The sequence below is a fragment of the Kitasatospora sp. NPDC087861 genome (assembly GCF_044742585.1).
Classification (GTDB): Bacteria; Actinomycetota; Actinomycetes; order Streptomycetales; family Streptomycetaceae; genus Kitasatospora.
Genome location: NZ_JBIUUS010000003.1, coordinates 217,897 through 242,864 on the forward strand (window position 1 = coordinate 217,897; position 24,968 = coordinate 242,864).

Consider the following 24,968-nt stretch of genomic DNA (forward strand, 5'->3'; position numbering starts at 1 on the left):
ACCCGCGGCCCGAGGCAAGGCGCACCCGTGGACGAGCGGAGCGAGAGAACCACCCGGAGGTGCGCGTGAGCACCGCACCCGTGGGCGGCGGCGCGGTGAGCCCACCCGCCCGTCGCATACCCGCCGCACCCCTCGCCGTCGGCCTGGCCGCCGCCCTGCTGCTCTCACTGGTCTGCGGGGTCGCCCTGGGCGCCGCCGGGATCGGCCTGCCCCGCGCCCTGCGGCTGCTGGCCGCCGGACTGACGGGCGGACGGCTGGAGGCGGGCGAGGCCGCCGCCTACGCGATCGTCTGGGAGATCCGGCTGCCGCGCACCGTGCTGGCCGCCGTGGTCGGCGCCGGGCTGGCCGCCACCGGGGTCGCCGTACAGGCCCTGGTGCGCAACGCGCTGGCCGACCCCTTCGTGCTCGGCGTCTCCTCCGGCGCGGCCGTCGGCGCCAACGCCGTCCTGCTGCTCGGCGCCTTCGCCTCGCTCGGGGTGTGGGCCATCTCGGTCTCCGCGTTCGGCTCCGCGCTGCTCGCCATGGTGCTGGTCTACCTCGCGGCGCGGACCGCCTACGGGCTCACCCCGCTGCGGCTGGTGCTCACCGGCACCGCGCTCTCCTACGGCTTCTCCGCGCTCACCGCGCTGATGGTCTTCGCGGCCGCCCGCGGCGAGGCCGCCCGGGACGCCATGATGTGGCTGCTCGGCAGCCTCGGCGGCGCCACCTGGGGCTCGGTGCCGATCGCCGCCGCCACCGTGCTGGCCGGCCTGGCGTACCTGGCCTGCGCGGCCGGCCGGCTGGACGCGCTCGCCATGGGGGACGAGACGGCCGCCTCGCTCGGCGTGGACCCGGACCGGCTGCGCCGCGAGCTGTTCGTGGTGACCGCCGCCGTCACCGGCACGGTGGTCGCCGTCAGCGGGGCGATCGGCTTCGTCGGGCTGATGGTGCCGCACCTGGCCCGGATGCTGGTCGGCGCCGGACACCGCCGGGTGCTGCTGGTCGCGCCGCTCGCCGGGGCGCTGCTGCTGGTCTGGGTGGACATCGTCTCGCGCACCCTGCTGGCGCCCGCCGAACTGCCGGTCGGGGTGGTCACCGCGGTCCTCGGGGTGCCCTGCTTCCTGCTGCTGATGCGCCGGCGCGGCTACTCCTTCGGAGGCCGCTGATGGACCTCGCCCTGGACTCCGTCTCGGTCGAACTGGCCGGCGCCCGGCTGGTCCACGACGTCGCCCTGGACGCCGCCGCCGGGCAGGTGGTCGGGCTGGTCGGGCCGAACGGCAGCGGCAAATCGACCCTGCTGCGCTGCGTCTACCGGGCACTGCGGCCCGCCGCCGGGGCCGTCCGGCTGGACGGCGACGACCTGCACGCGCTCACCGCGCGCGAGGCCGCCCGACGGGTGGCCGCGCTGCCCCAGGAACACTCCGCCGAGTTCGACTTCACGGTCGCCGAGGTGGTCGCCATGGGCCGGCTGCCGCACCGGCGCGGGCTGGGCGGCCCGGGCGCGGGCGACCACGCGCGCTGCACGGGGGCGCTGCGCAGGGTCGGCGCCGAACACCTGGCCGGGCGGGGCTTCCTGAGCCTGTCCGGCGGCGAGAAGCAGCGGGTGCTGATCGCCCGCGCACTGGTCCAGGAACCCCGGCTGCTGGTGCTGGACGAGCCCACCAACCACCTGGACATCGCCCACCAGTTGGACGTCCTGGCGCTGGTCCGGCAGGCCGGTCCGACGGTGCTCACCGCGCTGCACGACCTCAACCTGGCGGCCGGCCACTGCGACCTGCTGTACGTGCTGCGGGCCGGCCGGATCGTCGCCTCGGGGCCGCCCGCCGAGGTGCTCCGCACCGACCTGCTGGCCGAGGTGTTCGGCGTCCGGGCCACCCCCGTGCGGCACCCGGTGACCGGCGCCGTCCAACTCCTCTTCGACCGGATCCGGCCCACCCCCGAAGACTGATCGACCCCGCAGACCGATCGACCCCGAAAGCTGTTCGACCTCGAAAGAAGGCCCGTGCGCACCAAGGCCGTTGCCGCCACCGCCCTGCTCGCCCTCGGACTCACCGCCTGCGGCGCCGAGATCGCCCCGAGCGCCGACTCCACCGCCGCCTCCGCCCACTACCCGGTGACCGTGGAGAACTGCGGCACCAAGCTCACCTTCCCGCAGAAGCCCGCCCGGACGGTGACCAACGACGTCGGCATCACCGAGCTGATGCTCGCCCTCGGCCTCGCCGACCGGATGGCCGGCTACGTGATGCCCGACGACAAGGGCAAGGTCGACCAGGTCGCCTGGAAGGACGGCTACCGGCAGACCGGTTGGCTCTCCAGGAAGCAGATCACCAAGGAGATCGTGCTGGGCGCCAAGGCCGACCTGGTCTTCGCCGGCTGGCACTACGGCTTCGACGAGGGCAGCGGCTTCACCCCGCAGGCGCTCAAGGACCTCGGCATCGCCTCGTACGTGCTCAGCGAGTCCTGCCGCAGCGGCAAGGGCACCGAGCGCGGCGTGATGTCCCCGCTGGACGCGCTCTACACCGACCTGGCCAACCTCGGCGAGGTCTTCGACGTCCGGGACCGGGCCGACAAGCTGATCGCCGACTTCAAGGCGCAGGTCGCCGCCGTCCCGCAGCCCGGGCGCCGGCCCTCCGTGTTCCTGTACGACAGCGGGCAGGACAAGCCGTACACCGCGGGCAGGTTCGCCGCGGCCGACGAGATCATCACCAAGGCCGGCGGCACCAACGTCATGGGCGATCTGGCGGACTCCTGGGTCACCACCGGCTGGGAGAGCGTCGTCCAGCGCGACCCCGAGGTGATCGTGATCAACGACTACGGCGAGACCGGCGCCGAGGCCAAGCGGAACTTCCTCACGTCCTTCCCGCCGCTGGCCGGCGTCTCCGCGATCAGGAACGACCGGATCTTCGTGCTGGACTACGTCGACCTGGTGGAGAGCCCGCGCAACCCGGCCGCGATCTCCGCGCTGGCCGCCTACCTGGGCACCGTCCCCGCCCGCTGACCGGTCCGCCGCCCGGGCAGGCGGATCGCCGAACGGACCCCGTCCGGTCCTGGGCCGGGACGGGGCCCGCGCAGTAGGCTCGCAGCATGATCCGCACCGCCGTCGTGACCGACGTTCCCGTCATCCACGCCCTGATCCGCGAGCTCGCGGACTACGAGAAGGCCCCGCACGAGGCCGTGGCCACCGAGGAACAGTTGCGCGACGCCCTGTTCGGCGCCGCCCCGGCGGTGTTCGGCCTGATCGCCGAGGACGACACCACGGGCGAACCGGTCGGTTTCGCGATCTGGTTCCTCAACTTCTCGACCTGGCGCGGCACCCACGGGATCTACCTGGAGGACCTGTACGTCCGCCCGCAGGCCCGCGGCGGCGGCCACGGCAAGGCGCTGCTGCTGGAACTGGCGCGGATCGCCGTCGAACGCGGCTACTCCCGGATGGAGTGGTCGGTGCTTGACTGGAACGTGCCCTCGATCAACTTCTACAAGTCCCTCGGCGCGGTGCCGATGGACGGTTGGAGCGTCTACCGGCTCACCGGCGAGGCCCTCGCCGCCGCCGGCGGCCGCTGAACGGACCGCCTTGAACCCCTGCCACCCTGCGTCGCGATGGCTTACCATGAGTGACTCCCGAGCCCTGGCCGGCGTGCGGAAAGCGGTAAGGTCTCAGGCGGATACGCGGCGTCCGGTCGCCCTGCGAAGGGTATGACCGGTACGTACCGCACCACCCCTCTGGACAGTTGGGGCGAAGCAGTTGAGCCAAGCAACAGACAGTGCCGCGGCCACCGGCCCGGAAGCACAGCGCGTCACCCAGGAGGTGAGGGTGTCCCAGATCAACGGCGAGCCCGGAGTGCAGGACTTCGTGGAGGTCCGGCTGCCCGCGGCAGGGGCCTACCTCTCGGTCCTGCGAACAGCGACAGCCGGCCTGGCGGCGCGGCTCGACTTCACCCTCGACGAGATCGAGGACCTGCGGATCGCGGTGGACGAAGCCTGCGCCATCCTGCTCCAGCAGGCGGTGCCCGGCTCCGTCCTGTCCTGCGAGTTCCGGCTGGTCGGCGACTCGCTGAAGGTGACCGTCGCCGCCCCGACCACCGACGGCAAGGCGCCCGAACGGGACACCTTCGCCTGGACGGTGCTCTCCGCACTGGCCGGCGAGGTCGACTCCTCGGTCGCCGAGGACAAGACCGTGTCGATCAGCCTGCACAAGAAGCGCGGCGGCCCCTCCGCCCACTAGGCGGGACGTCGAACAGCAGCACCGCACAAGGGCCGTCCGCCCGGCACCCGATCCGGGGCCGGGCGGACGGCGCCCGGTACCGCCCCCACGCGGTACGACCAACGAGACGATGCCGGGGCCCCGAGGCCCCGGTGCTCCCGGAACGGAACGGGGGAATGGCCGTGAGTGATCTGGACCGTACCGGCCTCGCGACGGCGGGACCTGCCGTACCGACCCAGGCGAGCGTCCCTGGCCTCGCCGCCAACGACGAAGCGCACCCGAAGGACGCCCACCGGATGAGCCACCCGACCGAGCCGACGTCTGATCCGTCGCCCGCCTCCCCGCCCCCGCCCGATCCGGCGGACGGGACCGGGGACCTGCGCGGCGCGGTGCCCACCCAGGCCCCGCACCGCTCGGGCGCCCCGGACCGGGAGGCGGCCCGCGCACTGTTCGTCCGGCTGTCCGTGCTGCCCGAGGGCTCCCCGGAGCGCGTCGAGCTGCGCAACCAGCTGGTGCGGATGCACATCCCGCTGGTCGAGCACCTGGCCCGGCGGTTCCGCAACCGGGGCGAGCCGCTGGACGACCTGACCCAGGTCGCCACCATCGGCCTGATCAAGTCGGTGGACCGCTTCGACCACGAGCGCGGGGTCGAGTTCTCCACCTACGCCACGCCGACCATCGTCGGCGAGATCAAACGGCACTTCCGCGACAAGGGCTGGGCGGTCCGGGTGCCGCGCCGGCTCCAGGAGCTGCGGCTGTCGCTCACCACGGCGACCAGCGAGCTCTCCCAGCGGCACGGGCGCTCCCCCACGGTGCACGAGCTCGCCGAGCACCTGGGCATCTCCGAGGAGGACGTCCTGGAGGGCCTGGAGTCCGCCAACGCGTACTCCACGCTGTCCCTGGACGTGCCGGACAGCGACGACGAGTCGCCGGCCGTGGCGGACACCCTGGGCGCCACCGACGAGGCGCTGGAGGGCGTCGAGTACCGCGAGTCGCTCAAGCCGCTGCTGGCCCAACTGCCGCCCCGGGAGCAGAAGATCCTGGTGCTGCGGTTCTTCCGGAACATGACCCAGTCGCAGATCGCCGCCGAGGTGGGGATCTCCCAGATGCACGTGTCCCGCCTGCTGGCCAGGACCCTGGCCCAGCTGCGGGAGAAGCTCCTCGTGGAGGAGTAGGACCGACGGCCGCCGAACCGGCGGCCGGTCCCGGCGGCCCTGTGTGCTCAGCCCTCGCGCGGAGCGTACAGGGCCGCCGTCGACTTCGGGCTCAGCAGCGAGCCGATGCCCACCAGCCCGAGCAGGCCGACCAGCACGCCGACGCCGACCATCGCACCGCCGCTCTCCAGCATGTAGTACCCGATCGGCAGGCAGATCGAGTTGGTGAGCACGGCCGGGCTGCGGCCCCAACGGCGCTCCTTGAGCAGCGCGCGGGCGGCCAGCACCGGCAGTACGCCGAGCAGCACGATGACCACGCCACCGAACTCGTTCAGGGCGAGTTGCTTGGACTGGCCGGACAGCGCGGACACCATGTCCCAGACGCCGACGACGGCCAGCGCGGCGCCCTCCAGGGCGGTGATGGCGGCGCCCACGGTCAGCGGCAGGGGGCGGGCCGGGGCCGCCGTGGGTACGGGTGCGGAGGATTCTGCGGTCACTCCAGCAGGGTAGCCGCCGGTTGGTCCGTACCGACCCGTAGGCTTTCCCCATGCGCGCTCTCCTGGTCGTGAACCACAACGCCACCACCACCAGTGGCCGCACCAGGGACGTGCTGATCCACGCGCTGCGCAGCGACCTCAAGTTGGACGTGGCCGAGACGCAGTACCGGGGCCACGCGCGTGACCTGGCCCGCGCGGCCTCCGAGGACGGCACGGTCGACCTGGTGGTCGCGCTCGGCGGTGACGGCACCGTCAACGAGGTGGTGAACGGGCTGCTGGCGCACGGCCCGGGCGAGAAGGTCCCGCGACTGGCCGTGGTGCCGGGCGGTTCGACCAATGTGTTCGCCCGCGCGCTCGGCCTGCCCAACGACCCGGTGGAGGCCACCGGCGCCCTGCTGGACGCGCTGGAGCACGGGCGCGAGCGGCCGGTCGGCCTGGGCAAGGCGATGACCGAGGGGCTGCCGGACCGCTGGTTCACCTTCACCGCCGGCCTCGGCTTCGACGCCGGGGTGGTCGGCCGGGTCGAGGAGCAGCGCCGGGCGGGGCGCAAGTCCACCCACGCCCTCTACGTGGGGCAGGCGCTGCGGCACTACGTCACCCAGCGTGAGCAACGCCGTTCCGGCCCGGTGACCCTGGAACTACCGGGCCACCAGGACCTGCCGGGCCTGGCGCTGACCATAGTCAGCAACACCTCGCCGTGGACGTTCCTCGGCAACCGTCCGGTGTACCCCTCGCCGCTCGCCTCCTTCGACACCGATCTCGACGTCTTCGGCATCACTCGGATGACGGCGTTCGGCACGGCTCGAACGATCCGTCAGATCCTGCGGTCGTACACGTCTTCGAGCGACGGCGCCCCGCCGGCCGGCCCGTCCGGCAAGCACGTCGTCACCTATCACGACGTCAGACACTTCACCTTGGTTTCAGAGGAACCCGCCCCGTTCCAGGTTGACGGGGATCACCTTGGAGACAGGAGTCGCGTCAGTTTCACAGGCGTACGGCGGGCACTGCGTGTGATTGTGTGACCGGAAGGGGGTTTCACCCTTCTTCTCGAACGCACAAGCCCCCTTCACTCCATAGAAGTACTGGCTGTGAGCTAGGCGACACCGAAGAATCAAAAATTCCTCCCTGAAGGGGGTTGTATCCGGGCCCGAGGTTTGCGAACCTCTACATGGCGATCGGGACGCATCGCAGCGACGGCAACCTCAGATCCTGACGGGTGCCGACCGCGGAGCGTCCCTCGAATTGCCGAATCCCTCCCCAGCACAGACCACCCGGGCCCGGTGGGCCTTTGGTCTCTTTTGCTGTTGCGGGATTCGTGAAAGCGTTCACATTCACAAGCCATCGATTATGCCGATCGGGTGACCCCCGCCGGCAGGAGGAGTTGGACGACCATGGACTGGCGCCACCGCGCTGTCTGCCGCGAAGAGGACCCGGAGCTGTTCTTCCCGATCGGGAACACCGGTCCTGCTCTGCTGCAGATCGAGGAAGCCAAGGCCGTGTGCCGCCGCTGTCCGGTCATGGAGCAGTGCCTGCAGTGGGCTCTCGAGACCGGCCAGGACGCCGGCGTCTGGGGCGGCATGAGCGAGGACGAGCGTCGCGCGATGAAGCGCCGTGCCGCCCGCAACCGCGCCCGCACCGCCTGATCACACGCCGTAGTACCAGCAGTAACCGCAGCACCGATCAACACATGATCAAAGGCTTCCCTGCACTTCCTGGTGAAGCCTTCCGCACAAAGGGCCTTGCCTGGCGAGGTCCCGCGACACCGGACCGTCCAGCCACTTGATACTGTTCACTTAGAGCAATATTGTGGAGCTGTGGCGCTCACCGTGTGCAACGCACCGGCGAGGTGTCGCACCACCTAGAGCCCCCGTTCCGGCCGACTCCCCCCGACGGCCGGAACGGGTTGAGAGGCCCTGTCGACCCACCCCCCCCCCGGTCGACAGGGCCTCGTTTTTGTGTCCGCGCCCCAGCGGACCGGCCGTGCGCGGGGCTCGCACGGCGGGCGCCCGGCGCCTTCGCCGCGCGCACGCCCCCACCGCGCTCCTCGATGCACCGATCCGCACCGGTGCACCGGTCCGCAGAGCCGTCGGCGTCAGCGGACCGGGATCTCCAGGATCACCTTGGTGCCGCCGTCCGGGCCGGCCACCATGTCGAAGGTGCCGCCCAACTCCCCGGTGGCCAGCGTGCGGACGATCTGCAGGCCGAGGTTGCCCGCCGTCTGCGGGTCGAACCCCTCGGGCATGCCGCGGCCGTCGTCCTGCACCGTGATCAGCAGGTACTCCTCCGGGCGGGCGCCGCCGTTCCAGCTGTCCGACCAGCCCATCCCGGTCGCCGGCGCCCGCCCGCGCAGCGCGCTGACCTCCAGGTTCCCGGAGGCGGTCGGGCCGAAGGCGTGCTCCAGCGCGTTCTGCAGCAGCTCGGTCAGCACCATCGACAGCGGGGTGGCGACCTCGGCGGACAGGATGCCGAAGCTGCCGCTGCGGCGGGTCGCCACCCGACCGTCCTGGGACAGCTCCATCACCATCGCCAGCACCCGGTCGGCGATCTCGTCGAAGGCCACCTGCTCGTCCAGCGCCTGGGAGAGCGTCTCGTGCACGATCGCGATCGAGCCGACCCGGCGCACCGCCTCGTCCAGCGCGGCCCGGCCGGCCTCCGACTCCATCCGGCGGGACTGCAGCCGCAGCAGCGCCGCGACGGTCTGCAGGTTGTTCTTCACCCGGTGGTGGATCTCCCGGATGGTGGCGTCCTTGGTCATCAGCTCGCGGTCGCGGCGGCGCAGCTCGGTGACGTCCCGGCAGAGCACCAGCGAACCGGTCAGCGTGCCCTTGGGCTTGAGCGGGATCGCCCGCAGGGTCACCACTCCCCCCTGGACCTCGACCTCGGTCTGCCGCGGCGCCCAGCCGCTCGCCAGCTTCACCAGCGCCTCGTGCACGGCCGCCCGGGAGGGCGGGACGAGGTCGGCGGTGGCGCGGCCGAGGTGGCTGCCGACCAGGTCGGTGGTGAGGCCGAGGCGGTGGTAGGCGGAGAGCGCGTTGGGGCTGGCGTAGGTGACGATGCCGTCCGCGTCGAGCCGGATCAGGCCGTCGCCGACCCGGGGGGCGGCGTCCATGTCGATCTGCTCGACGCCGGGGAACGGGAAGCTGCCGGCGGCGATCATCTGGGCCAGGTCGGAGGCGCTCTGCAGGTAGGTGAGCTCCAGCCGGCTGGGGGTGCGGACGGTCAGCAGGTTGGTGTTGCGGGCGATCACCCCGAGCACCTTGCCCTCGCGCCGGACCGGGATGGACTCGACCCGGACGGGCACCTCCTCACGCCACTCCGGGTCGCCCTCGCGCACGATCCGCCCCTCGTCGAAGGCGGCGTCCAGCAGCGGGCGGCGCCCGCGCGGGACGAGGTGGCCGACCATGTCGTCCTGGTAGGAGGTGGGGCCGGTGTTGGGCCGCATCTGCGCCACCGAGACGTAGCGGATGCCGTCCCAGGTGGGGATCCACAGGACGAGGTCGGCGAAGGAGAGGTCGGAGAGGAGCTGCCACTCCGAGACCAGCATGTGGAGCCATTCCACGTCGGCCCCGGTGAGGGTGGTGTGGCGGCGGACGAGTTCGTTCAGCGAGGGCACATGGCGAGGGTAGCGCCGCCGGTCCGCGCGGGGCGCGGCGGACCGGCGGGCGGATCATGCTCCGGGCCTGCGACGGGACCGTGCGGGCGAAGTTGTCCAGACCAATTTTTGGAGCGGCCTGGACAACCCAGATTGGTCTAGTCCACAATGAAAGGGCACCAAGGAGAGGCCCACCGCGCAACTGCCCTGACCGCGCGAGGCCTTTCCTCGGTCGGACGCCGCCGAACGAGGACCCCGCACAGTTCTCGCTCGACTCCGGTGCCCGACGACAGCTCCGGGCTACGGTGCCGCATGGGTTGAGGGTCCCGTGTCGGCGCCGTGGCCCGTAGTGCTTTCCGGGGCCGGTTCCGTTCGCGGCCGGGAAGCACGACGAAGCACCACGGGGCACCACGAAGCACCACGGGGCGCCCCCACCGAAGCCATGTTCCGCCGCTCAACGAGTCGGGCCCCCGTCCACAGGCTGTGGACGGGGGCCCGGCTCGTGGCGCCGTACGTCAGTGCGTCTCGGTGACCTTGGCCAGGGCGCGCGGGGCGTCCGGGTCCTGACCGCGGGCGATGGTGACCTCGTAGGCCAGCAGCTGCAGCGGCAGGATCTCCAGGATCGGCTGGACCTCCTCGGGCACGCCGGCCGGCAGCGCGAAGCCGGCCGAGGCGGCGTCCACCTGCGGCTGCTGGCCGACCACGACCAGGTCCGCGCCGCGGCCGCGCAGGCGGTCCAGCACCGGCTGCAGGGCCTCGCCGCCCTTGCCGTCCGGGACGATCGCGATGACCGGCGAGACGTTGTCCACCATGGCCAGCGGGCCGTGCAGCAGGTCGGCGCCGGAGAACGGGGAGGCCGGGATGTAGGTGGTCTCCATGAGCTTCAGCGCCGCCTCGCGGGCGGTCGGGTAGCCGTAGCCGCGCGAGGTGATGACCAGGCGCTGGGCGAAGCGGTAGCGCTCGGCCAGCGCCCTCACCTCGGCATGGCGGGACAGGACGCCGGCGGCCAGGCCCGGCAGCTCCTTGGCCGCCGACCCGTCGCCGCCCCGCAGGCCCTCGACCAGCAGGTAGAGCGCCAGCAGCTCGGCGGTGTAGGTCTTGGTGGCGGGCAGCGCCTTCTCCGGGCCGGCCAGCACGTCGATGTGGTACTCGGAGACCTCGGCCAGCGGCGAGGCCGCGTTGTTGGTGACGGCGAGGGTGATGGCACCGGCCTCGCGGGCGGCCTTGGTGGAGGCCACCAGGTCCGGCGAGCCGCCGGACTGGCTGACGGTGATCACCAGCACGTCGGTGAGGTCCGGCTTGGCGCCGTAGGCGGTGGTGGTGGACATCGAGGTCAGGCCGGCGGGCTTGCCGAGCAGGATCTCGATCAGGTACTTGGCGTACAGCGCCGCGTTGTCGGACGTGCCGCGCGCGGTCAGCAGGACGAAGCGAGGGTTGCGGGCGGCGATCTCGGCTGCGATCTCGCGGATCTTCGGAGCGCCCTCGTCGAGGATGCGCTGGAGGACGGCCGGCTGCTCGGCCATCTCCGCCGCCATGATCCGGCCGGGGACGGAAACAGTCTGCGGGTCGGACATCAGGATGTGCCTCCGATGAGATGGTTCGACCCCGACCGGGCAGTTGCCCGGCGGGGACCTCTACGGCGGCGAGTCCGCACACTCGCTGCGGTGGTTTCCTGCCGCAATCCTACGGTGGACGCCCCGGGCGGGCACACCCGAACCGCCCCGGCCCGGGCGCTCGGCGGCGGCGCCCGGGGACGGGACGGACGGTCAGGACGGGGTGTTGATCAGCTGGTCGATCGCGGCGTCGGCCTCCTTGGTGGCCTGGTCCACCGACTTGCCCTTGAGGATGGCGCTCAGCATGTCGGGCAGGATCTTCTGCTTCTCGATCGCGCCCCAGCCGGGCGCCAGCGGGGTGAACCAGGCGTCCGGCACCGCGTTGGCCGCGGCGGAGGTGCTCGGCTTGCTCTTCAGCGGGTTCAGCTGGGTGAGGTTGTTCGGCAGGATGTCCTTGTCGGCCAGCGCCTGCTGGGACTTGGTGCCGGTGAACATCCGCACCCAGTCGGTGGCCAGCGCGACCTGCGCGGACTTGGCGGTGACGGCGAGGTCGGAGCCGCCGATGAAGGTGGGCAGCGGCTTGCCGTCCGGGCCGGGCATGGTGGCCACCTTGACGGCGTCCTTGAGTCCCGGGTCGCCGGTGACCGGCGCGGTCACGCTGGCCGCCTCGTAGCCGTTGCCGTAGAAGGACGCGGCGTGCCCCCGGGCCATCGACTCGAACTGGTTCTGCTCGTTCACCGCCAGGTCGCCCTTGTTGTACTTGCGGACCAGGTCGATGAAGTGGCTGACGCCCTGCTGGGACTTGGCGTCGTGCAGGGTTCCGTGCCAGTTGCCGGAGCTGTCGAACTTGGCGATGCTGCCGCCGTACGCGGCCACGTAGCTCATCGCGGCGTACCAGTACGGGCCGGGCAGGTAGAGCGGGGAGAAGCTCTTGTCGGCCTTGTTCTTGTCGGCGACCTTGTCCAGGGCCGTCAGCAGGTCGGCTTCGGTCTTGGGGAACTCCGCGCTGCCGGTGGCCTGTTGGAAGCCGGCGGAGTTGTAGATGGCGACCCGGGCGCCGGCGTAGTAGGGCACGCACCAGAGCTTGTCCTGGTACGTACAGGTGTTGGCGAGCGCCTTGATCCAGCTGTCGGAGTTGTCGAAGCTGGTCCGGTCGACCGGAGCCAGCGCGCCGGAGAGCACGTACTTCATGGTCTCGGTGTTGCCCAGCTCGACCACGTCGGGGGCGCCGCCCTCGGCGATGGCCTTGTCGAGCTTGGTCACCTTGTCGGCCCAGCCCTGGTACGAGAGCCTGAGGGTGACGTTCGGGTACTTCGCGGCGAACTGGTCGTTGACCTGCTGCACCAGGTCGGGCCAGTTCTTCTGGGCGTCGTCCATCAGCCAGACGGTGACGGTGCCGGTCGCGGCCTTCGGATCGGCGGCGGGGCTCCTGCCGTCCGTCGACGATGTGCCGGCCGAGGAACAGGCCGTCAGTCCGACCGCCAGGGCTGTGATTCCGAACGTCGACATGAGCTGACGCTTCTTCACGCCATCCTCCGAGGGTGCTAGAGCCGTGTTGCCCGCCGGCAGCGTGATGGCGCCCGCAGCGGAGAGTCCGGGCAGGGGCGAAGAGCTTCGGGGAGGGCCGATACCACATCCGGTGAGGTTGAAGTTCGAACCGGATGACTGGACTCTGGCCTAGACCAATGGTGGTGTCAACGGCCAAAAGCCCTCGTCACCAAGGCCGTTGCAGAGCCGTTGTACCCCGTGGCCAACCGTTGCCGTTCCATCACCCTCAGTGGAACTTAAGGTGGATTTAAGGCTCACTTGAGGGAGCACGGTCACATGGTGAACTCGCAGGTCAACGCGGGGAAAACGGGACGGGCCCGCCATGCGGCATGCGCATGACGGGCCCATCGGCCAACGCCCTCCGGACACCGCCGGTGACGTTCCCCCCTCGACTCAGCCGATCGCTCCCGGCTGCCCGGTGAGCACCTCCACGGCCGCCAGCCCGCAGACCCGGGCGGCGCCGTGGGTGGCGATGTAGAGCGCGCCGACCGGCTCGGACTGCGGCAGCCCCATCTCGACCACCGCGGCGTCCGGGCGGGCCGCCACCAGGCGGCCCAGCGCGGCGGACATCCAGGCGTGCCGGTGCGCGTCGCGGACCACCAGCACCAGGCGACGTCCCTCGGCGGCGGCCACCAGCCCGGCGACCAGCGCGTCCAGCAGCTCGGGGGTGGCCTCGGCCGCCGAGACCGCGCGGGTGCGGGTGCCGGGGAAGCGGTCGGCCAGCATGCCGGCCACGCCCCACGGGGTGACGTCGCCGACGGCGATGTTCGGCTCGTCCGAGAACGAGGCCACGAACGGGCGCTCGGACACCGGCAACGGCTCGTGGCCCGGCGCCCGGACCACCTTCAGCGCCCGGCGGGCGGCCCGCAGGCCGACCGCGAGGTCCGGCTCCGGCCGCTCGCCCTGGGCCGAGATCCGGCCCCAGCTGCCGAGCGCGCGGACCCGGTCGGCGGCGTCCGCCAGCCGCTCCTCGGAGAGCCGGCCGGCCCGCACGCCCGCCACGATGGCGTCGCGCAGCATCAGCACGGTCTCCTCGTCGGCCAGCCCGCCGCCGACGCAGATCGCGTCCGCGCCGGCCGCCAGGGCCAGTACGGTGCCCTCGCCCATCCCGAAGGTGTCGGCGATGGCGCCCATCTCGATCGCGTCGCTGACGATCAGGCCCTGGTAGCCGAGGCCGCCGTCGGCCGGGGCGGCGCGCAGCAGGTCGCGCAGCACGGTGGGGCTGAGGGTGGCCGGCAGCTTCGGGTCGAGCGCCGGGATCATGATGTGGGCGGTCATCACGGCCTTGGTGCCGGCCGCGATCGCCGCCTGGAACGGGATCAGGTCGCGGGCCCGCAGCACGTCCAGGTCCACGTCGATGACCGGCAGGCCGTGGTGCGAGTCGACCGCGGTGTCGCCGTGGCCGGGGAAGTGCTTGGAGCAGGCGGCCACGCCGGCCGACTGCAGACCCTCCACCCAGGCGGCGGTGTGCCGGGCGCACAGCTCCGGGTCGGCGCCGAAGGAGCGGACGCCGATCACCGGGTTGCGCGGGTTGGAGTTGACGTCCGCGGTGGGCGCCCAGTTGTAGTTGACGCCGGCCGCGGCCAGCGCCCGGCCCAGCTCGCGGGCGACGTCCCGGGTCAGCGCCGGGTCGTCGATCGCGCCGAGCGCGAGGTTGCCGGGCCAGGACGAGCCGGAGCCCGCCTCCAGCCGGGTGACGTCCCCGCTCTCCTCGTCGATCGCGATCAGGAGGTCGGGGTTCTCCTCGCGCAGCGCCCTGGTGAGCGTGGCGAGTTGGTCGAGGTCGACCACGTTGCGGTCGAACAGCGCGACCGAGCCGAGCCCGGCGGCGAGGTGGCGGCGCAGCCACTGCGGCACCTTGGTGCCGACGAAGCCGGGCTGCAGAACGGTCAGGGCGTCGCGGTGCAGCTGGTCGCTGTCCGGCACGGTGGGAACGAGGATGCTCACGATGACTCAGCCCTTCACGGCGCCGTCGGTCAGTCCACCGACCGCCTTGCGCTGCAGGAAGACGAACAGGATCAGCACGGGGATGGCGAACATCGTGGACGCCGCCATGGTGGCGCCCCAGTCGTTGCCGAAGGCGGTCTTGAAGGAGGACAGCCAGAGCGGGAGGGTCTTGCCCTCCTCCTTGTTGAGGATCAGGACGAGCGGGAACTCGTTCCACGCGGTGATGAAGCCGAACAGCGAGGTCGACATCAGACCGGGGGCCAGCAGCGGGAAGATCACCTTCACGAAGGCCTGGGTGCGGGTGCAGCCGTCCACCATGGCCGACTCCTCCAGCTCCTTCGGCACGGCGGCGATGAAGCTGCGCAGCGTCCAGATGGTGAAGGGCAGGACCATCATCATGTAGAAGAAGGTCAGCGGCACCAGGCTGTTCAGCATGCCGTTGTCGCGGGAGATGATGTAGACCGCGATGGTCATGACCTCCCACGGCGCCATCTGCGCGATCATGACGACCAGCACGAAGGACTTGCGGCCGCGGAACTTCATCCGGGCGATGGCGAAGGCCGCCAGGGTCGCGATCACCAGCGAGGCCAGCACCGCACCGACGGTGGCGATGAGGCTGTTGGTGACGTACGTCCAGAAGTTCGGCGCGTTCACCGCGGTGGTGAAGTGCTCGAAGGTGCCGTTGAACGGGATGAAGACCGGCGTCTTGCTGATGATGTCGTTGTTCTGCTTGAAGGCAGTCGCGACCATCCAGTAGACGGGGAAGATGAAGAAGACGAAGAGGACGACCGCGATCACGTTCGGCCAGGTACGTCCGAAGAGAGAGCGCCTCACAGCTCGTCCTCCTGCTTGATCATGATGCGGAAGTAGTACGCCATCAGCGCGCCCAGCATCAGGATGGTGAGCACCGCGATCGCGGAGCCGACGCCGTAGTGCTGGCCGGACGAGCCTTCGAGGAAGGCGTGCACGGGCAGGGTGCGGGTCAGCTTCTCGGGACCGCCGGCGTTGATCGCGTACACCTGGGTGAAGGCCTTGAAGACCCAGATGATCTCCAGGAAGGTCGTGGCCAGGAAGAACGGCTTCAGGCTGGGGAAGATCACCGAGCCGAAGATCTTGAAGGAGCCGGCGCCGTCCATCCGGGCGGCCTCGTAGAGCTCCCTGGGGATGGTGGTCAGGCCGGCGTACATGTTGAACGCCACGAACGGCACCGACTGCCAGACGATCAGCAGGATGACGACGAAGAAGGTCGAGTACTGGTCGCTCATCCAGTTGTAGTCGGCCATCGAGTGCCAACCCAGCTGGTCCAGGACCCAGTTGACGACACCCCACTGCTGGTCGAACAGCCAGCTGTAGACGGTGGTCGCGGCGACCACCGGCATGGCCCAGGCCATCAGCAGCCCGATCGACAGCACCAGGCGCATCTTCTTGCCGAGGTGGTTGAGCAGCAGGCCGATCAGGGTGCCGCCGACCATGATCAGCACCACGTTGACCAGGGTGAAGACGACGGTGCGCCCGGTGACCGACCAGAACTCCGGGTCGGTCAGCTGCTCCTTGTAGTTGTCGAAGCCGTTCCACTCGGTCAGGTGCAGGACCAGCTGGCGCTTGTTGAGGTTCTGGAACGACAGCAGGACGGTCTTCACCAGCGGCCAGCCCAGCAGGGCGATGGTCGCCACGGTGGCCGGCAGCAGCAGCAGGTACGGGGCGAGACGGGAGCCCAGGCCGGGGCCGTCCGCGGATCTGGTGCCCTTCGGGGCGGAGCCCTTGGCACCGCCGCCCGCGGCACGCGTCTCAATGCTGGCCACAACAGCCTTCCCTGACTCCGGGGACTGTGTCTGCACCCGCTCTGAATGCACAGCCATCGTTCTCACTTCCTCACAACCCGACCACGACGGACAGGCGTGGCGCCCCCCCCCCCCCCCCGGGGGGGGGGGGGGGCGCCCCGCGGGGGGGGGGGCGCCCCCCCCCCCCGCCGCTCGGTGCCTACTGCTTCTGGTTGAGCCGCTTCGCGATCTCGTCGTCGTACTTCTTGGCCGTGGCCGCGTAGTCGCCACCCTGCAGGACCGCGGTCAGGAAGTCCTTGACCGGGTTCGGGTTGTCCTCGACGCTGGCCCAGTTCGGGGTGTTCGGGGTGATCCCGCCGACCGCGGCGGCCGACTGGGCGGCCTTCGCGAAGTCACCGGTGAGCTGGCTGTTCAGCGCGGCCTTGTTCGGGATGTTGCCCGCGGCGGCGACCAGACCCTCGTTCTTGTCGTTGAGGGCGACCTTCAGGAAGTCCTTCGCCATGTCGGTGTTCTTGCCCTGCGAGGCGATCGCCAGGTTCGAGCCGCCGAGGAAGACGCCGGAGGGCTTGTCGGCGGTCTTGCCCGGGAGCGGGAAGAAGCCGATCTTGTCCTTGGGCATGGTCTTCTCGTCGGGCAGCTCCCAGCCGAGGCCGATCATGGCGCCGACGTTGCCCTTGCCGAAGACGTCCTTCTGCTGCGGGGTGGCCTCGTCCTTGTCCTTCGGGCCGGTGACCGAGTAGCCCTGCAGCTTCTTGTAGGTCTCGAAGGCCTTCTGCGCCTCGGGCGAGGACAGGCCGCCGACCCACTTGTCGCCGTCCTTCTTGGCGATCTTGCCGCCCTCGCCGGTGAGCAGGCCGAAGTAGGTGTACCACTCCTGACCCGGCAGGTAGATCGGGTCGGCGACGCCGTCGGTGGTCTTCAGCTTCTCCAGGTCGGCGTAGAACTCGTCCAGGGTCTTCGGCGCGTCGGTCAGGCCGGCCTTGGTCCACAGGTCCTTGTTGTAGGCGACGACGCGGTTGGAGACCCACCACGGGGCGGCGTACTGCTTGCCGTCCAGGATCGCGGACTCGTTCTGGTTGGCGGCCCAGTCGGCCCCGCCCAGGTTGGCCTTGTCCTTGGTGATGTCGAGCAGGCCGCCCGAGGCCGCGTAGCCGGCGGTCTGGGTGTTGCCGACCTCCACGACGTCGACCGAGCCCTCGGACAGCGCGGCGGTGACCTTCGCGCCGATGCCGCCCCACTCCTGGATCTGGAAGTCGACCTTCGAACCCGGGTAGGTGGTCTCGAACTCGGTCTTGACCGCGTCGGTCCAGCCCTTCGGGGCGGAGCCGCTCATCAGCCACACCTTCAGCGTCTTGCCGCTGTAGTTCTTGGCGCCCGCCGCGGACGACGAGCCCGAACCGGCGTTGTCGTCCTTCTTGCCGTCGGAGCCACAAGCCGCCAGGCCGACGACCATTGCTGCGACGCCGACCGCCGCGATGAGCTGACGCTTCACGCCATCCTCCTGAGGGATGCCTGGGTTACCCCCGTCGGGCGGCAGCGGCAGACCCACGTAGAGCGGGGGGAAAGGTGCCGCGGACCCCTTCGAGCGGGTGGGGGGATTCGTAGTGACCGGCCTAGTGGTGTAGACCAGATGCCTGGAGCTTGGCCTAGACCAATGGGCCTGTCAACGGGAGTTCGACCGATCCGGACCACCCGTTATCAAGCCGACACCGCACATCGTTCATCGCGTGATGAGGTATTCGTTCCGTAGCCATACATGCAACGATGTCACCCGTTAACGATGTGGCGGGGTCCGTAAAGACCCTGTGAGAAGCGGGAGAACAGGTCCGATGAGCAGCGACGGGGGATCCACCGCCCAGGTCAACGACCCCGAGGTGAAAAACCTCCCGGCGCAGGCCGGCACCGACCCGACCGCGCGCGTCCCCAAGTACTACGGTCTCAAGCGCCACCTGCTCCAACTGACCGAGACCCAGCCCGCCGGCACCCCGGTCCCGCCGGAGCGCGCGCTGGCCGCCCAGTTCGACACCTCGCGCACCACCGTCCGCCAGGCACTGCAGGAACTGGTCGTCGAGGGCCGGCTGGAGCGCATCCAGGGCAAGGGCACCTTCGTCGCCAAGCCCAAGGTCGCCCAGGCCCTCCAGCTCACCTCCTACACCGAGGACATGCGGGCCCAGGGCCTGGAGCCCGCCTCGCGGCTGATCGAGATCGGCTACATCACCGCCGACGACCGGCTCGCCCCGCTGCTCGACATCAAGCCCGGCGGCCGGGTGCTGCGGATCGAGCGCCTGCGGCTGGCCAACGGCGACCCGATGGCCATCGAGGTCGCGCACCTGTCCGCCAAGCGCTTCCCCGCGCTGCGCCGCAACCTCGCCAAGCACAACTCGCTCTACGCGGCGCTGCGCGAGGTGTACGGGGTCACCGTGGCCGAGGCCGAGGAGACCATCGAGACCACCCTCGCCAACCCGCGCGAGGCCGGGCTGCTCGGCTCGGACCTCGGGCTGCCGATGCTCCAGCTCTCCCGGCACTCCTTCGACGCCGAGGGCGACCCGGTGGAGTGGGTCCGCTCGATCTACCGCGGCGACCGCTACAAGTTCATCACCCGGCTCAAGCGGCCGGAGTAGTCGACGGCGGCTCACGCCCCCTTCGCACCACGGGCACCGGCGCGCGCGACCCGCGCGCCGGTGCCCGTTCGCGTCACCCGGACGACCCGTACCGGTCGAATACACCCGGACGGCGTCCGAATGGCGGGAAGTCGCCCCGATCCCGGTGACATGGATCACCCCATGCCCTAGATTGCGCAGCCGTACTGACTGCCGATCACCGATGGTGCTGCTCGGCGGGCTCGCGGGGGCGTGCGGTGCTCCCGGGGCTGCGGCGCCGACGGGGAACCCTCCGGAGCGGAGCCGAAGATGCCGTCTGATCCCGATGCCACCGAACCTGTCATGCCCGAGCCACCCGGGGACCGGGTGCCGGCGGTGACCCCCGAGCGGGTGCTGGCCGGGCTCGCCCTGCTGGTGCCGATCGTCGCGTTGCTCTGGGTGTCCTCGTACGACAAGACCGACCCGCCCGCGGGCGGGGTGCCGTTCTTCTACTGGTACCAGCTGCTCTGGGTGCCGGTGTCGGCGGTGTTCACCGTCGCCGCGTACCTGCTGATCAACCGGGACGAGAAGGCCCGCACGGCGGCCCGGAAGGCGGGTGGCGCGCGATGAAGGACGTCAACGTGCCGGCCCTCGTGGTCTTCGTGCTGTTCTTCGCCCTGGTCACCGTGATGGGCTTCCTCGCCTCGCGCTGGCGCCGGGCCGACGACGCGGCGCACCTGGACGAGTGGGGCCTGGGCGGCCGCAGCTTCGGGACCTGGGTCACCTGGTTCCTGCTCGGCGGCGACCTCTACACCGCGTACACCTTCGTCGCCGTCCCGGCGGCGGTCTACGCGACCGGCGCGGCGGGCTTCTTCGCGGTGCCGTACACGATCGTCGCCTACCCGCTGGTCTTCCTCTTCCTGCCCCGGCTCTGGTCGGTCTCCCGGGTGCACGGGTACGTCACCCCGGCCGACTTCGTCCGCGGCCGGTACGGCTCGCGGCCGCTCTCCCTGGTCGTCGCGCTGACCGGGATCCTGGCCACCATGCCGTACATCGCGCTCCAGCTCGTCGGCATCCAGGCGGTGCTGGACGTGCTCGGCGTCGGCGGCGGCGAGCACGCCAACTGGTTCGTCAAGGACCTGCCGCTGTTCATCGCCTTCGGCGTGCTGGCCGCCTACACCTACTCCTCCGGGCTGCGCGCCCCGGCGCTGATCGCCTTCGTCAAGGACGCGCTGATCTACATCGTGATCATCGTCGCGGTGATCTACATCCCGATCCGGCTCGGCGGCTACGGGCACATCTTCGACGCGGCGGCGCACAAGTTCAGCGCCCCCAAGTCCGGCGGCTCGATGACCCTCCCGGACAACAAGCAGTGGACGTACGCGACGCTGGCGCTGGGCTCGGCGATGGCGCTGTTCATGTACCCGCACTCGGTGACCGGCGTGCTGGCCTCCAAGTCCCGCAACACCGTGCGCCGCAACATGGCCATCATGCCCGCGTACTCGCTGATGCTGGGCCTGCTGGCGCTGCTCGGCTTCATGGCGATCGCCGCGGGCGTCGGCCAGGGCGACAAGAAGTTCAACGCCCAGCTGTCGGTGCCGCAGCTGTTCGCCGACATGTTCCCGGACTGGTTCACCGGCGTGGCCTTCGCCGCGATCGGGATCGGCGCGCTGGTGCCGGCCGCCATCATGTCGATCGCGGCGGCCAACCTGTTCACCCGCAACGTCTACAAGGAGTGGCTGAAGCCCACCGCCAGCCCCGCGGACGAGACCCGGATCGCCAAGCTGGTCTCGCTGCTGGTCAAGGTCGGCGCGCTGGTCTTCGTGCTCGGCATGGACAAGCAGGCCGCGATCAACCTCCAGCTGCTCGGCGGCCTCTGGATCCTGCAGACCTTCGTGGCGATCGTCGGCGGCCTGTTCACCCGCTGGTTCCACCACTGGGCGCTGTTCGCCGGCTGGGCGGCCGGCATGGCGTACGGCACCTGGACGGCGTACGGCATCGCCAGCCCGGCCACCAAGCACTTCGGCGGCAACGCGGCCGCGATCCCCGGCATCGGCGAGATCGGCTACATCGGCCTGACCGCCTTCGCGCTCAACCTGCTCGTCGCGGTGGCGCTCACCCTGGTGCTGCGCGCGGTCAAGGCGCCCGAGGGCCCGGACGAGACCCGGCCCGCCGACTACAGCGCCGAAGCCGGCGACGAGGAGCCGGAGAACGCGCCGGAGCCCGTAGCAGCGCACTGATTCGCGCTGCACGCGCCCTGTGATCGCGCCGCCCTCTCCGTGAACACTGGAGAAGGCGGCGCGATCATATGTATGAACAGCCGCCTTCGCAGGGCACCACCAGACCGGACCGGCGACCGGCCGGAAACTGATCGACCCACGGGGAGCACGCGGCCATGGCAGAACTCGGCACCACCCTCAACGGCCAGCACCAGTCCACCCAGAGCCCGCACCACCTCACCACCCACCGCCCGGCGACGGCCACCCGGCTGCCGTCCGTCCTGATCGCCACCCGGCACGGCGAGTCCACCGCCAACGTCGAGTTCCAGCTGGCCGAGGCCGCCGGCGCGCTCAGCGTCCCGATCAGCTGCCGGGACGCCGACATCCCGCTGTCGCTGCACGGCCAGCAGCAGGCCCAGGCGCTCGGCCGCTGGTGGGCCGGCCTGCCCAGCGCCGACCGCCCGCGCAGCGTCTGGTGTTCGCCGTACGTGCGCACCACCGAGACCGCCCGGATCGCGCTCGCCCAGGCCGCCGGGCTCGGCGCCGTCCCGGTCACGCTCGCGGTGCGCTACGACGAGCGGCTGCGCGACCGCGAGCTGGGCGTCCTGGAGATGCTGCCGCGGGCCGCGATCGAGGCCAAGCACCCGGAGGAGGCCGCCCGGCGGCGCAAGATGGGCGAGCTGTACTACCGCCCGCCCGGCGGCGAGTCCTGGGCCGACGTCGCGCTGCGGGTGCGCAGCCTGCTGCGGGACCTCTGCGAGGAGGAGGCCGGACGGCCCGTCCTGCTGGTCGCGCACGACTGCACGGTGCTGATGCTGCGCTACGTGCTGGACCGGCTCACCGAGGAGCGGCTCACCGCGCTCGGGCCGGTGCACAACTGCTCCACCAGCCTCTGGCGCGCCCAGGACGGGCGGCTGCACCCGGACCGCTGGAACACCGTCGACCACCTGGCCCCGGAGAACTGACGATCCGTCACCCGCGCTCCCGCGGGTCGGCGAAGCAGCGCCGGTAGGCCAGCGGCGTGGTCCCCAGCCGGCGCCCGAAGTGATGCCGCAGCGCCGCCGCGTTGCCGAAGCCGCAGCGGGCGGCGATCGCGTCCACCGGCTCGGTGGTGGACTCCAGCAGCCGCTGGGCGAGCAGCACCCGCTGCCCGGTCAGCCAGCGGTGCGGGGTGGTGCCGGTCTCCTGCTGGAAGCGGCGGGCGAAGGTGCGCGGGGACATGTGCACCCGGGCGGCCAGCTGCTCGACGGTCGCGTCGCGGTCCAGGTGGTGGCGCATCCAGTCGAGCAGCGGGGCCAGCGAGTCGCCGTCGCCCCCGGGCAGCGGGCGGTTCACGAACTGGGCCTGCCCGCCCTCCCGGTGCGGCGCCACCACCATCCGGCGGGCGATCCCCCGGGCCACCTCGGCGCCCTGCACCTTGCGCACCAGGTGCAGGCAGGCGTCGATGCCGGCGGCCGTCCCGGCGGAGGTGATCACCGGGTCGTCGTCCACGTACAGCACGTCCGGCTCGACCGTGGTCAGCGGGAAGCGCCGGGCCAGCTCCTCGCTGTGCCGCCAGTGGGTGCTGGAGCGGCGGCCGTCCAGTAGTCCGGCGGCGCCGAGCACGAAGGCGCCGCTGCAGATGGAGAGCACCCGGCCGCCGTCCGCCACCACCGAGCGCAGCGCCGCCAGCAGCGGCTCCGGGTAGTCCGGGCGGATCGCCGTCGCGGTGACCACCGCCAGGTCGGCCCCGGCCAGCCGCTCGGGGCCGTGCGGGACGTCCACCGCGAACCCGGAGTGGGTCGCGTGCGGCCCGGGACGGGCCCCGGCGATCGCGAAGTCGTACCCGGGCAGGCCCTCGTCGGTGCGGTCCAGGCCGAAGACCTCGCAGGCGACGCCGAGCTCGAAGGGGTGGACCTCCTCCAGCACCACGGCGACCACGTTCTTCAGCATGCCGCCCAGGATGCCCGGCGGGCGTCGCGGGCGGAAGGGCCCGGGTGGCAGGATTTCGAGGCAATCGGTCGTTCCTGCCACTCGTGGCCGCCGCGCGGCCCGGCCAGAGTGGAGCCATGGACACCGACACTCTCGCAAGCGCACTCGCCCTGGCCGGGACCGTCGGCGGTTTCGGCCTGCTCGGCACCCTGATCGGCCGGGAGGTCGCCCGCGGCGCCGCCGCCGGCCGCGACAACTGGCACCGCCCGGGCGGCTACCCGGCCGGCCCGGAGCGCCTGGACCGGCTGTACGGCAGCCTGCCGGCCGCCTCGCTGCGCCCCTCCGCCGACCCGGCCACCCTCCCGGTCCGGTCCACCCCGGAGATCACCACACCGCACGGCTCCGGCACACTGGCGGGATGGACATCCTCATCCGTCAGGCCCGTTCGGAGGACCTCGACGACGCCGGCCGCATCACCGTCGAGGCCTTCGTCGGCGACGGCCACACCTCGCCCACGAGCGGCTACGTCGAGCTCCTGCGCGACGCCGCCCGCCGGGCCCGGGAGGCCGAGCTCCTCGTCGCGGTCGACGCGGCCGAAGGACGGGTCCTCGGCTGTGTGACCTTCGCCGTCGGCGGCACCGAGTGGGCCGACATCGCCGCCCCGAGCGAGGGCGAGATACGGATGCTGGCCACCGCCGCGGCCGCCCGCGGCCGGGGCGTCGGCGAGGCCCTGGTCCGCGCCACCGTCGCCCGCAGCCGCGAACTCGGCCTGGCCGGCATGGCCTTCTCCACCCGCCCCGAGATGACCGCCGCCCACCGCATCTACGAGCGGACCGGCTTCCTGCGCACTCCGGAGCGCGACTGGGCGCCGTACCCGGGGATGGACCTGATGGTCTACACGATGGCTTTCTGAGGCCGCGTCGGCCGCTGCGCACGGGCCGGTGACGTGAAATGACCATCTGATCGGGGCACTGCTAGGATCCGCCGCATGACGACGGGGAGTACGCCAAGCGGCTGGTACGACGACCCTTCCGGGCAGCCCAACACGCTGCGCTGGTGGGACGGTTCCGCCTGGACCGACAGGATTCAGGCCAAGCCCGGAGGCGCCGCCGCGCCCGCGAGCGCCTTCCCGGGCCACACCGCCCAGAACGCCGCCGCGTCGACCGTCGTCTCCCCCACGGTGCCTGGTCCGCAGCCCGGGCCCGTCGCGCCGGCCCCCAAGCCGATCCCGACCTCGGTGGTCTTCGAGACGGTCGAGCCGAACCGCGCCAAGCGCAGGGTGCTCCTGGCCGTCGGCGCCGTCGTGCTGTCGGTCGTGATGGCCGGCGCCGGGTACGTCGTCGGCGACAAGACCGGCAACTCCGGCTCGGCGAAGGCCGACCCGACCGCCGCCCCGACGGCCACCGGCGACCCGAAGAGCCCGAACGGCTTCATGGGCACCGCCCTGACCGGCGGCCAGCCACTCGCCGGCGGGCGGCAGATCACCGGCCAGGACTCGAAGATGAACTTCATGCTGCCGCCGGACTGGCAGGTCCAGGTCGACGCCAAGAACCCGACCGACGTCCGCTACGCGGTCGGCCCGTACGCCTGCGTGGGCCACGGCAGCGGGGCCTGCACCCGCGGCCTGGTCATCCAGAACCTCCGAGTGTTCAACGGCGGCTGGTCCGACCCGAAGTCCCTGGTGCTCGGCATGGGCCAGCTGCTCTACAACGCCCGTTACGGCTCCGACGCGCCGACCCCGCCGGAGCCGGTGAAGCAGTCGGCCGTCAAGATCCAGGGCCTGGACGGCTACCTCGCGCTGTGGCACGTCCCGATGTCCAGCGGCTCCTCCACGCCGGACGGCTACTGCGGCGTCCTCCAGGTCACCCCGGCGGCCGGGGCCACCACCGTGCCGGTGCTCCAGATCTGCCTCGACCAGGCGCCGGAGGCCCCCTCGCTGGCGCTGATGGACCAGATCGCGAACTCCGTCAAGATCACCCCCTGAAGCCCTCCCGACCCACGGGCCAC

The 24,968-nt window shown here is 71.4% G+C and carries 23 protein-coding genes; 14 read left to right on the forward strand and 9 right to left on the reverse strand.

Going from position 1 to position 24,968, the window contains the following annotated elements; genetic code table 11:
* The first annotated feature begins 59 nt into the window (after positions 1–59).
* The 6 genes from ACIOJE_RS06005 to ACIOJE_RS06030 all read left to right on the forward strand — a co-directional run bounded on the left by ACIOJE_RS06005 (position 60) and on the right by ACIOJE_RS06030 (position 5,355).
* Positions 60–1,145 carry a FecCD family ABC transporter permease gene (locus tag ACIOJE_RS06005; protein ID WP_400773624.1) on the forward strand — a complete coding sequence of 362 codons (1,086 nt, stop codon included), beginning with the start codon at positions 60–62 and terminating at the stop codon, positions 1,143–1,145.
* Positions 1,145–1,927 carry an ABC transporter ATP-binding protein gene (locus tag ACIOJE_RS06010; protein ID WP_400773626.1) on the forward strand — a complete coding sequence of 261 codons (783 nt, stop codon included), beginning with the start codon at positions 1,145–1,147 and terminating at the stop codon, positions 1,925–1,927. Before ACIOJE_RS06005 ends, ACIOJE_RS06010 begins: the two co-directional genes overlap by 1 nt.
* 54 nt (positions 1,928–1,981) lie before the next feature.
* Entirely contained in the window at positions 1,982–2,977 is a 996-nt protein-coding gene (locus ACIOJE_RS06015) for an ABC transporter substrate-binding protein (protein ID WP_280676149.1), read from the forward strand.
* Positions 2,978–3,063: 86 nt separating this feature from the next.
* Positions 3,064–3,540, forward strand: a complete 477-nt coding sequence (locus tag ACIOJE_RS06020; protein ID WP_280676151.1) for a GNAT family N-acetyltransferase — start codon at positions 3,064–3,066, stop codon at positions 3,538–3,540.
* A 250-nt stretch (positions 3,541–3,790) separates the two neighbouring features.
* A complete protein-coding gene (locus ACIOJE_RS06025) occupies positions 3,791–4,201 on the forward strand; it encodes an anti-sigma regulatory factor (RefSeq protein WP_280676153.1) in 411 nt (136 codons plus the stop codon).
* A 275-nt stretch (positions 4,202–4,476) separates the two neighbouring features.
* Positions 4,477–5,355 (forward strand): RNA polymerase sigma factor SigF, encoded by an 879-nt coding sequence (locus ACIOJE_RS06030; protein ID WP_400773934.1) that lies wholly within the window; start codon positions 4,477–4,479, stop codon positions 5,353–5,355.
* 47 nt (positions 5,356–5,402) lie between these two features.
* Here ACIOJE_RS06030 and ACIOJE_RS06035 read toward each other — a convergent pair whose 3' ends face one another.
* Complete coding sequence (locus ACIOJE_RS06035) at positions 5,403–5,831, reverse strand: hypothetical protein (RefSeq protein ID WP_400773631.1); 429 nt, start codon at positions 5,829–5,831, stop codon at positions 5,403–5,405.
* A 50-nt stretch (positions 5,832–5,881) separates the two neighbouring features.
* Between ACIOJE_RS06035 and ACIOJE_RS06040 the strand changes: the two genes are divergently transcribed.
* Together ACIOJE_RS06040 and ACIOJE_RS06045 are read left to right on the forward strand one after the other, a co-directional pair.
* Positions 5,882–6,853, forward strand: coding sequence for a diacylglycerol/lipid kinase family protein (locus tag ACIOJE_RS06040; protein WP_400773634.1), 972 nt, complete (start codon positions 5,882–5,884; stop codon positions 6,851–6,853).
* 369 nt (positions 6,854–7,222) lie between these two features.
* Positions 7,223–7,474: a WhiB family transcriptional regulator gene (locus ACIOJE_RS06045; protein WP_014138019.1), complete on the forward strand. Its 252-nt coding sequence runs from the start codon at positions 7,223–7,225 to the stop codon at positions 7,472–7,474.
* 449 nt (positions 7,475–7,923) lie between these two features.
* On the opposite strand, the gene ACIOJE_RS06050 is transcribed toward ACIOJE_RS06045, so the two are convergent.
* The 7 genes from ACIOJE_RS06050 to ACIOJE_RS06080 all read right to left on the reverse strand — a co-directional run bounded on the left by ACIOJE_RS06050 (position 7,924) and on the right by ACIOJE_RS06080 (position 17,744).
* Positions 7,924–9,444: a PAS domain-containing sensor histidine kinase gene (locus ACIOJE_RS06050; protein ID WP_280676162.1), complete on the reverse strand. Its 1,521-nt coding sequence runs from the start codon at positions 9,442–9,444 to the stop codon at positions 7,924–7,926.
* 494 nt (positions 9,445–9,938) lie between these two features.
* A complete protein-coding gene (locus ACIOJE_RS06055; RefSeq protein WP_400773637.1) occupies positions 9,939–10,997 on the reverse strand; it encodes an SIS domain-containing protein in 1,059 nt (352 codons plus the stop codon).
* A gap of 192 nt (positions 10,998–11,189) precedes the next feature.
* Positions 11,190–12,485, reverse strand: coding sequence for an extracellular solute-binding protein (locus ACIOJE_RS06060; RefSeq protein ID WP_280676166.1), 1,296 nt, complete (start codon positions 12,483–12,485; stop codon positions 11,190–11,192).
* A 432-nt stretch (positions 12,486–12,917) separates the two neighbouring features.
* Complete coding sequence (locus tag ACIOJE_RS06065; RefSeq protein WP_280676168.1) at positions 12,918–14,471, reverse strand: glycoside hydrolase family 3 protein; 1,554 nt, start codon at positions 14,469–14,471, stop codon at positions 12,918–12,920.
* A 6-nt stretch (positions 14,472–14,477) separates the two neighbouring features.
* Positions 14,478–15,305, reverse strand: coding sequence for a carbohydrate ABC transporter permease (locus ACIOJE_RS06070; RefSeq protein ID WP_280676170.1), 828 nt, complete (start codon positions 15,303–15,305; stop codon positions 14,478–14,480).
* Positions 15,302–16,330: a carbohydrate ABC transporter permease gene (locus ACIOJE_RS06075; protein WP_400773639.1), complete on the reverse strand. Its 1,029-nt coding sequence runs from the start codon at positions 16,328–16,330 to the stop codon at positions 15,302–15,304. Before ACIOJE_RS06075 ends, ACIOJE_RS06070 begins: the two co-directional genes overlap by 4 nt.
* A 121-nt stretch (positions 16,331–16,451) precedes the next feature.
* Complete coding sequence (locus tag ACIOJE_RS06080; protein ID WP_400773641.1) at positions 16,452–17,744, reverse strand: extracellular solute-binding protein; 1,293 nt, start codon at positions 17,742–17,744, stop codon at positions 16,452–16,454.
* A gap of 337 nt (positions 17,745–18,081) precedes the next feature.
* Between ACIOJE_RS06080 and ACIOJE_RS06085 the strand changes: the two genes are divergently transcribed.
* The 4 genes from ACIOJE_RS06085 to ACIOJE_RS06100 all read left to right on the forward strand — a co-directional run bounded on the left by ACIOJE_RS06085 (position 18,082) and on the right by ACIOJE_RS06100 (position 22,015).
* Positions 18,082–18,873, forward strand: a complete 792-nt coding sequence (locus ACIOJE_RS06085) for a GntR family transcriptional regulator (RefSeq protein WP_280676199.1) — start codon at positions 18,082–18,084, stop codon at positions 18,871–18,873.
* Between the two features lie 321 nt (positions 18,874–19,194).
* Positions 19,195–19,461: a DUF3311 domain-containing protein gene (locus ACIOJE_RS06090; RefSeq protein ID WP_280676201.1), complete on the forward strand. Its 267-nt coding sequence runs from the start codon at positions 19,195–19,197 to the stop codon at positions 19,459–19,461.
* Positions 19,458–21,071: a monocarboxylate uptake permease MctP gene (mctP, locus tag ACIOJE_RS06095; RefSeq protein ID WP_280676203.1), complete on the forward strand. Its 1,614-nt coding sequence runs from the start codon at positions 19,458–19,460 to the stop codon at positions 21,069–21,071. Before ACIOJE_RS06090 ends, mctP begins: the two co-directional genes overlap by 4 nt.
* Positions 21,072–21,226: 155 nt before the next feature.
* Entirely contained in the window at positions 21,227–22,015 is a 789-nt protein-coding gene (locus tag ACIOJE_RS06100) for a histidine phosphatase family protein (protein ID WP_400773644.1), read from the forward strand.
* Between the two features lie 7 nt (positions 22,016–22,022).
* Here ACIOJE_RS06100 and ACIOJE_RS06105 read toward each other — a convergent pair whose 3' ends face one another.
* Positions 22,023–22,982, reverse strand: coding sequence for a helix-turn-helix domain-containing protein (locus ACIOJE_RS06105; protein WP_280676207.1), 960 nt, complete (start codon positions 22,980–22,982; stop codon positions 22,023–22,025).
* Positions 22,983–23,379: 397 nt separating this feature from the next.
* Between ACIOJE_RS06105 and ACIOJE_RS06110 the strand changes: the two genes are divergently transcribed.
* The gene (locus ACIOJE_RS06110; protein WP_400773646.1) at positions 23,380–23,874 is read left to right on the forward strand and encodes a GNAT family N-acetyltransferase; all 495 of its coding nucleotides are present in this window, start codon (positions 23,380–23,382) and stop codon (positions 23,872–23,874) included.
* 75 nt (positions 23,875–23,949) lie between these two features.
* Entirely contained in the window at positions 23,950–24,945 is a 996-nt protein-coding gene (locus ACIOJE_RS06115) for a DUF2510 domain-containing protein (protein ID WP_280676211.1), read from the forward strand.
* Positions 24,946–24,968 lie beyond the last annotated feature (23 nt).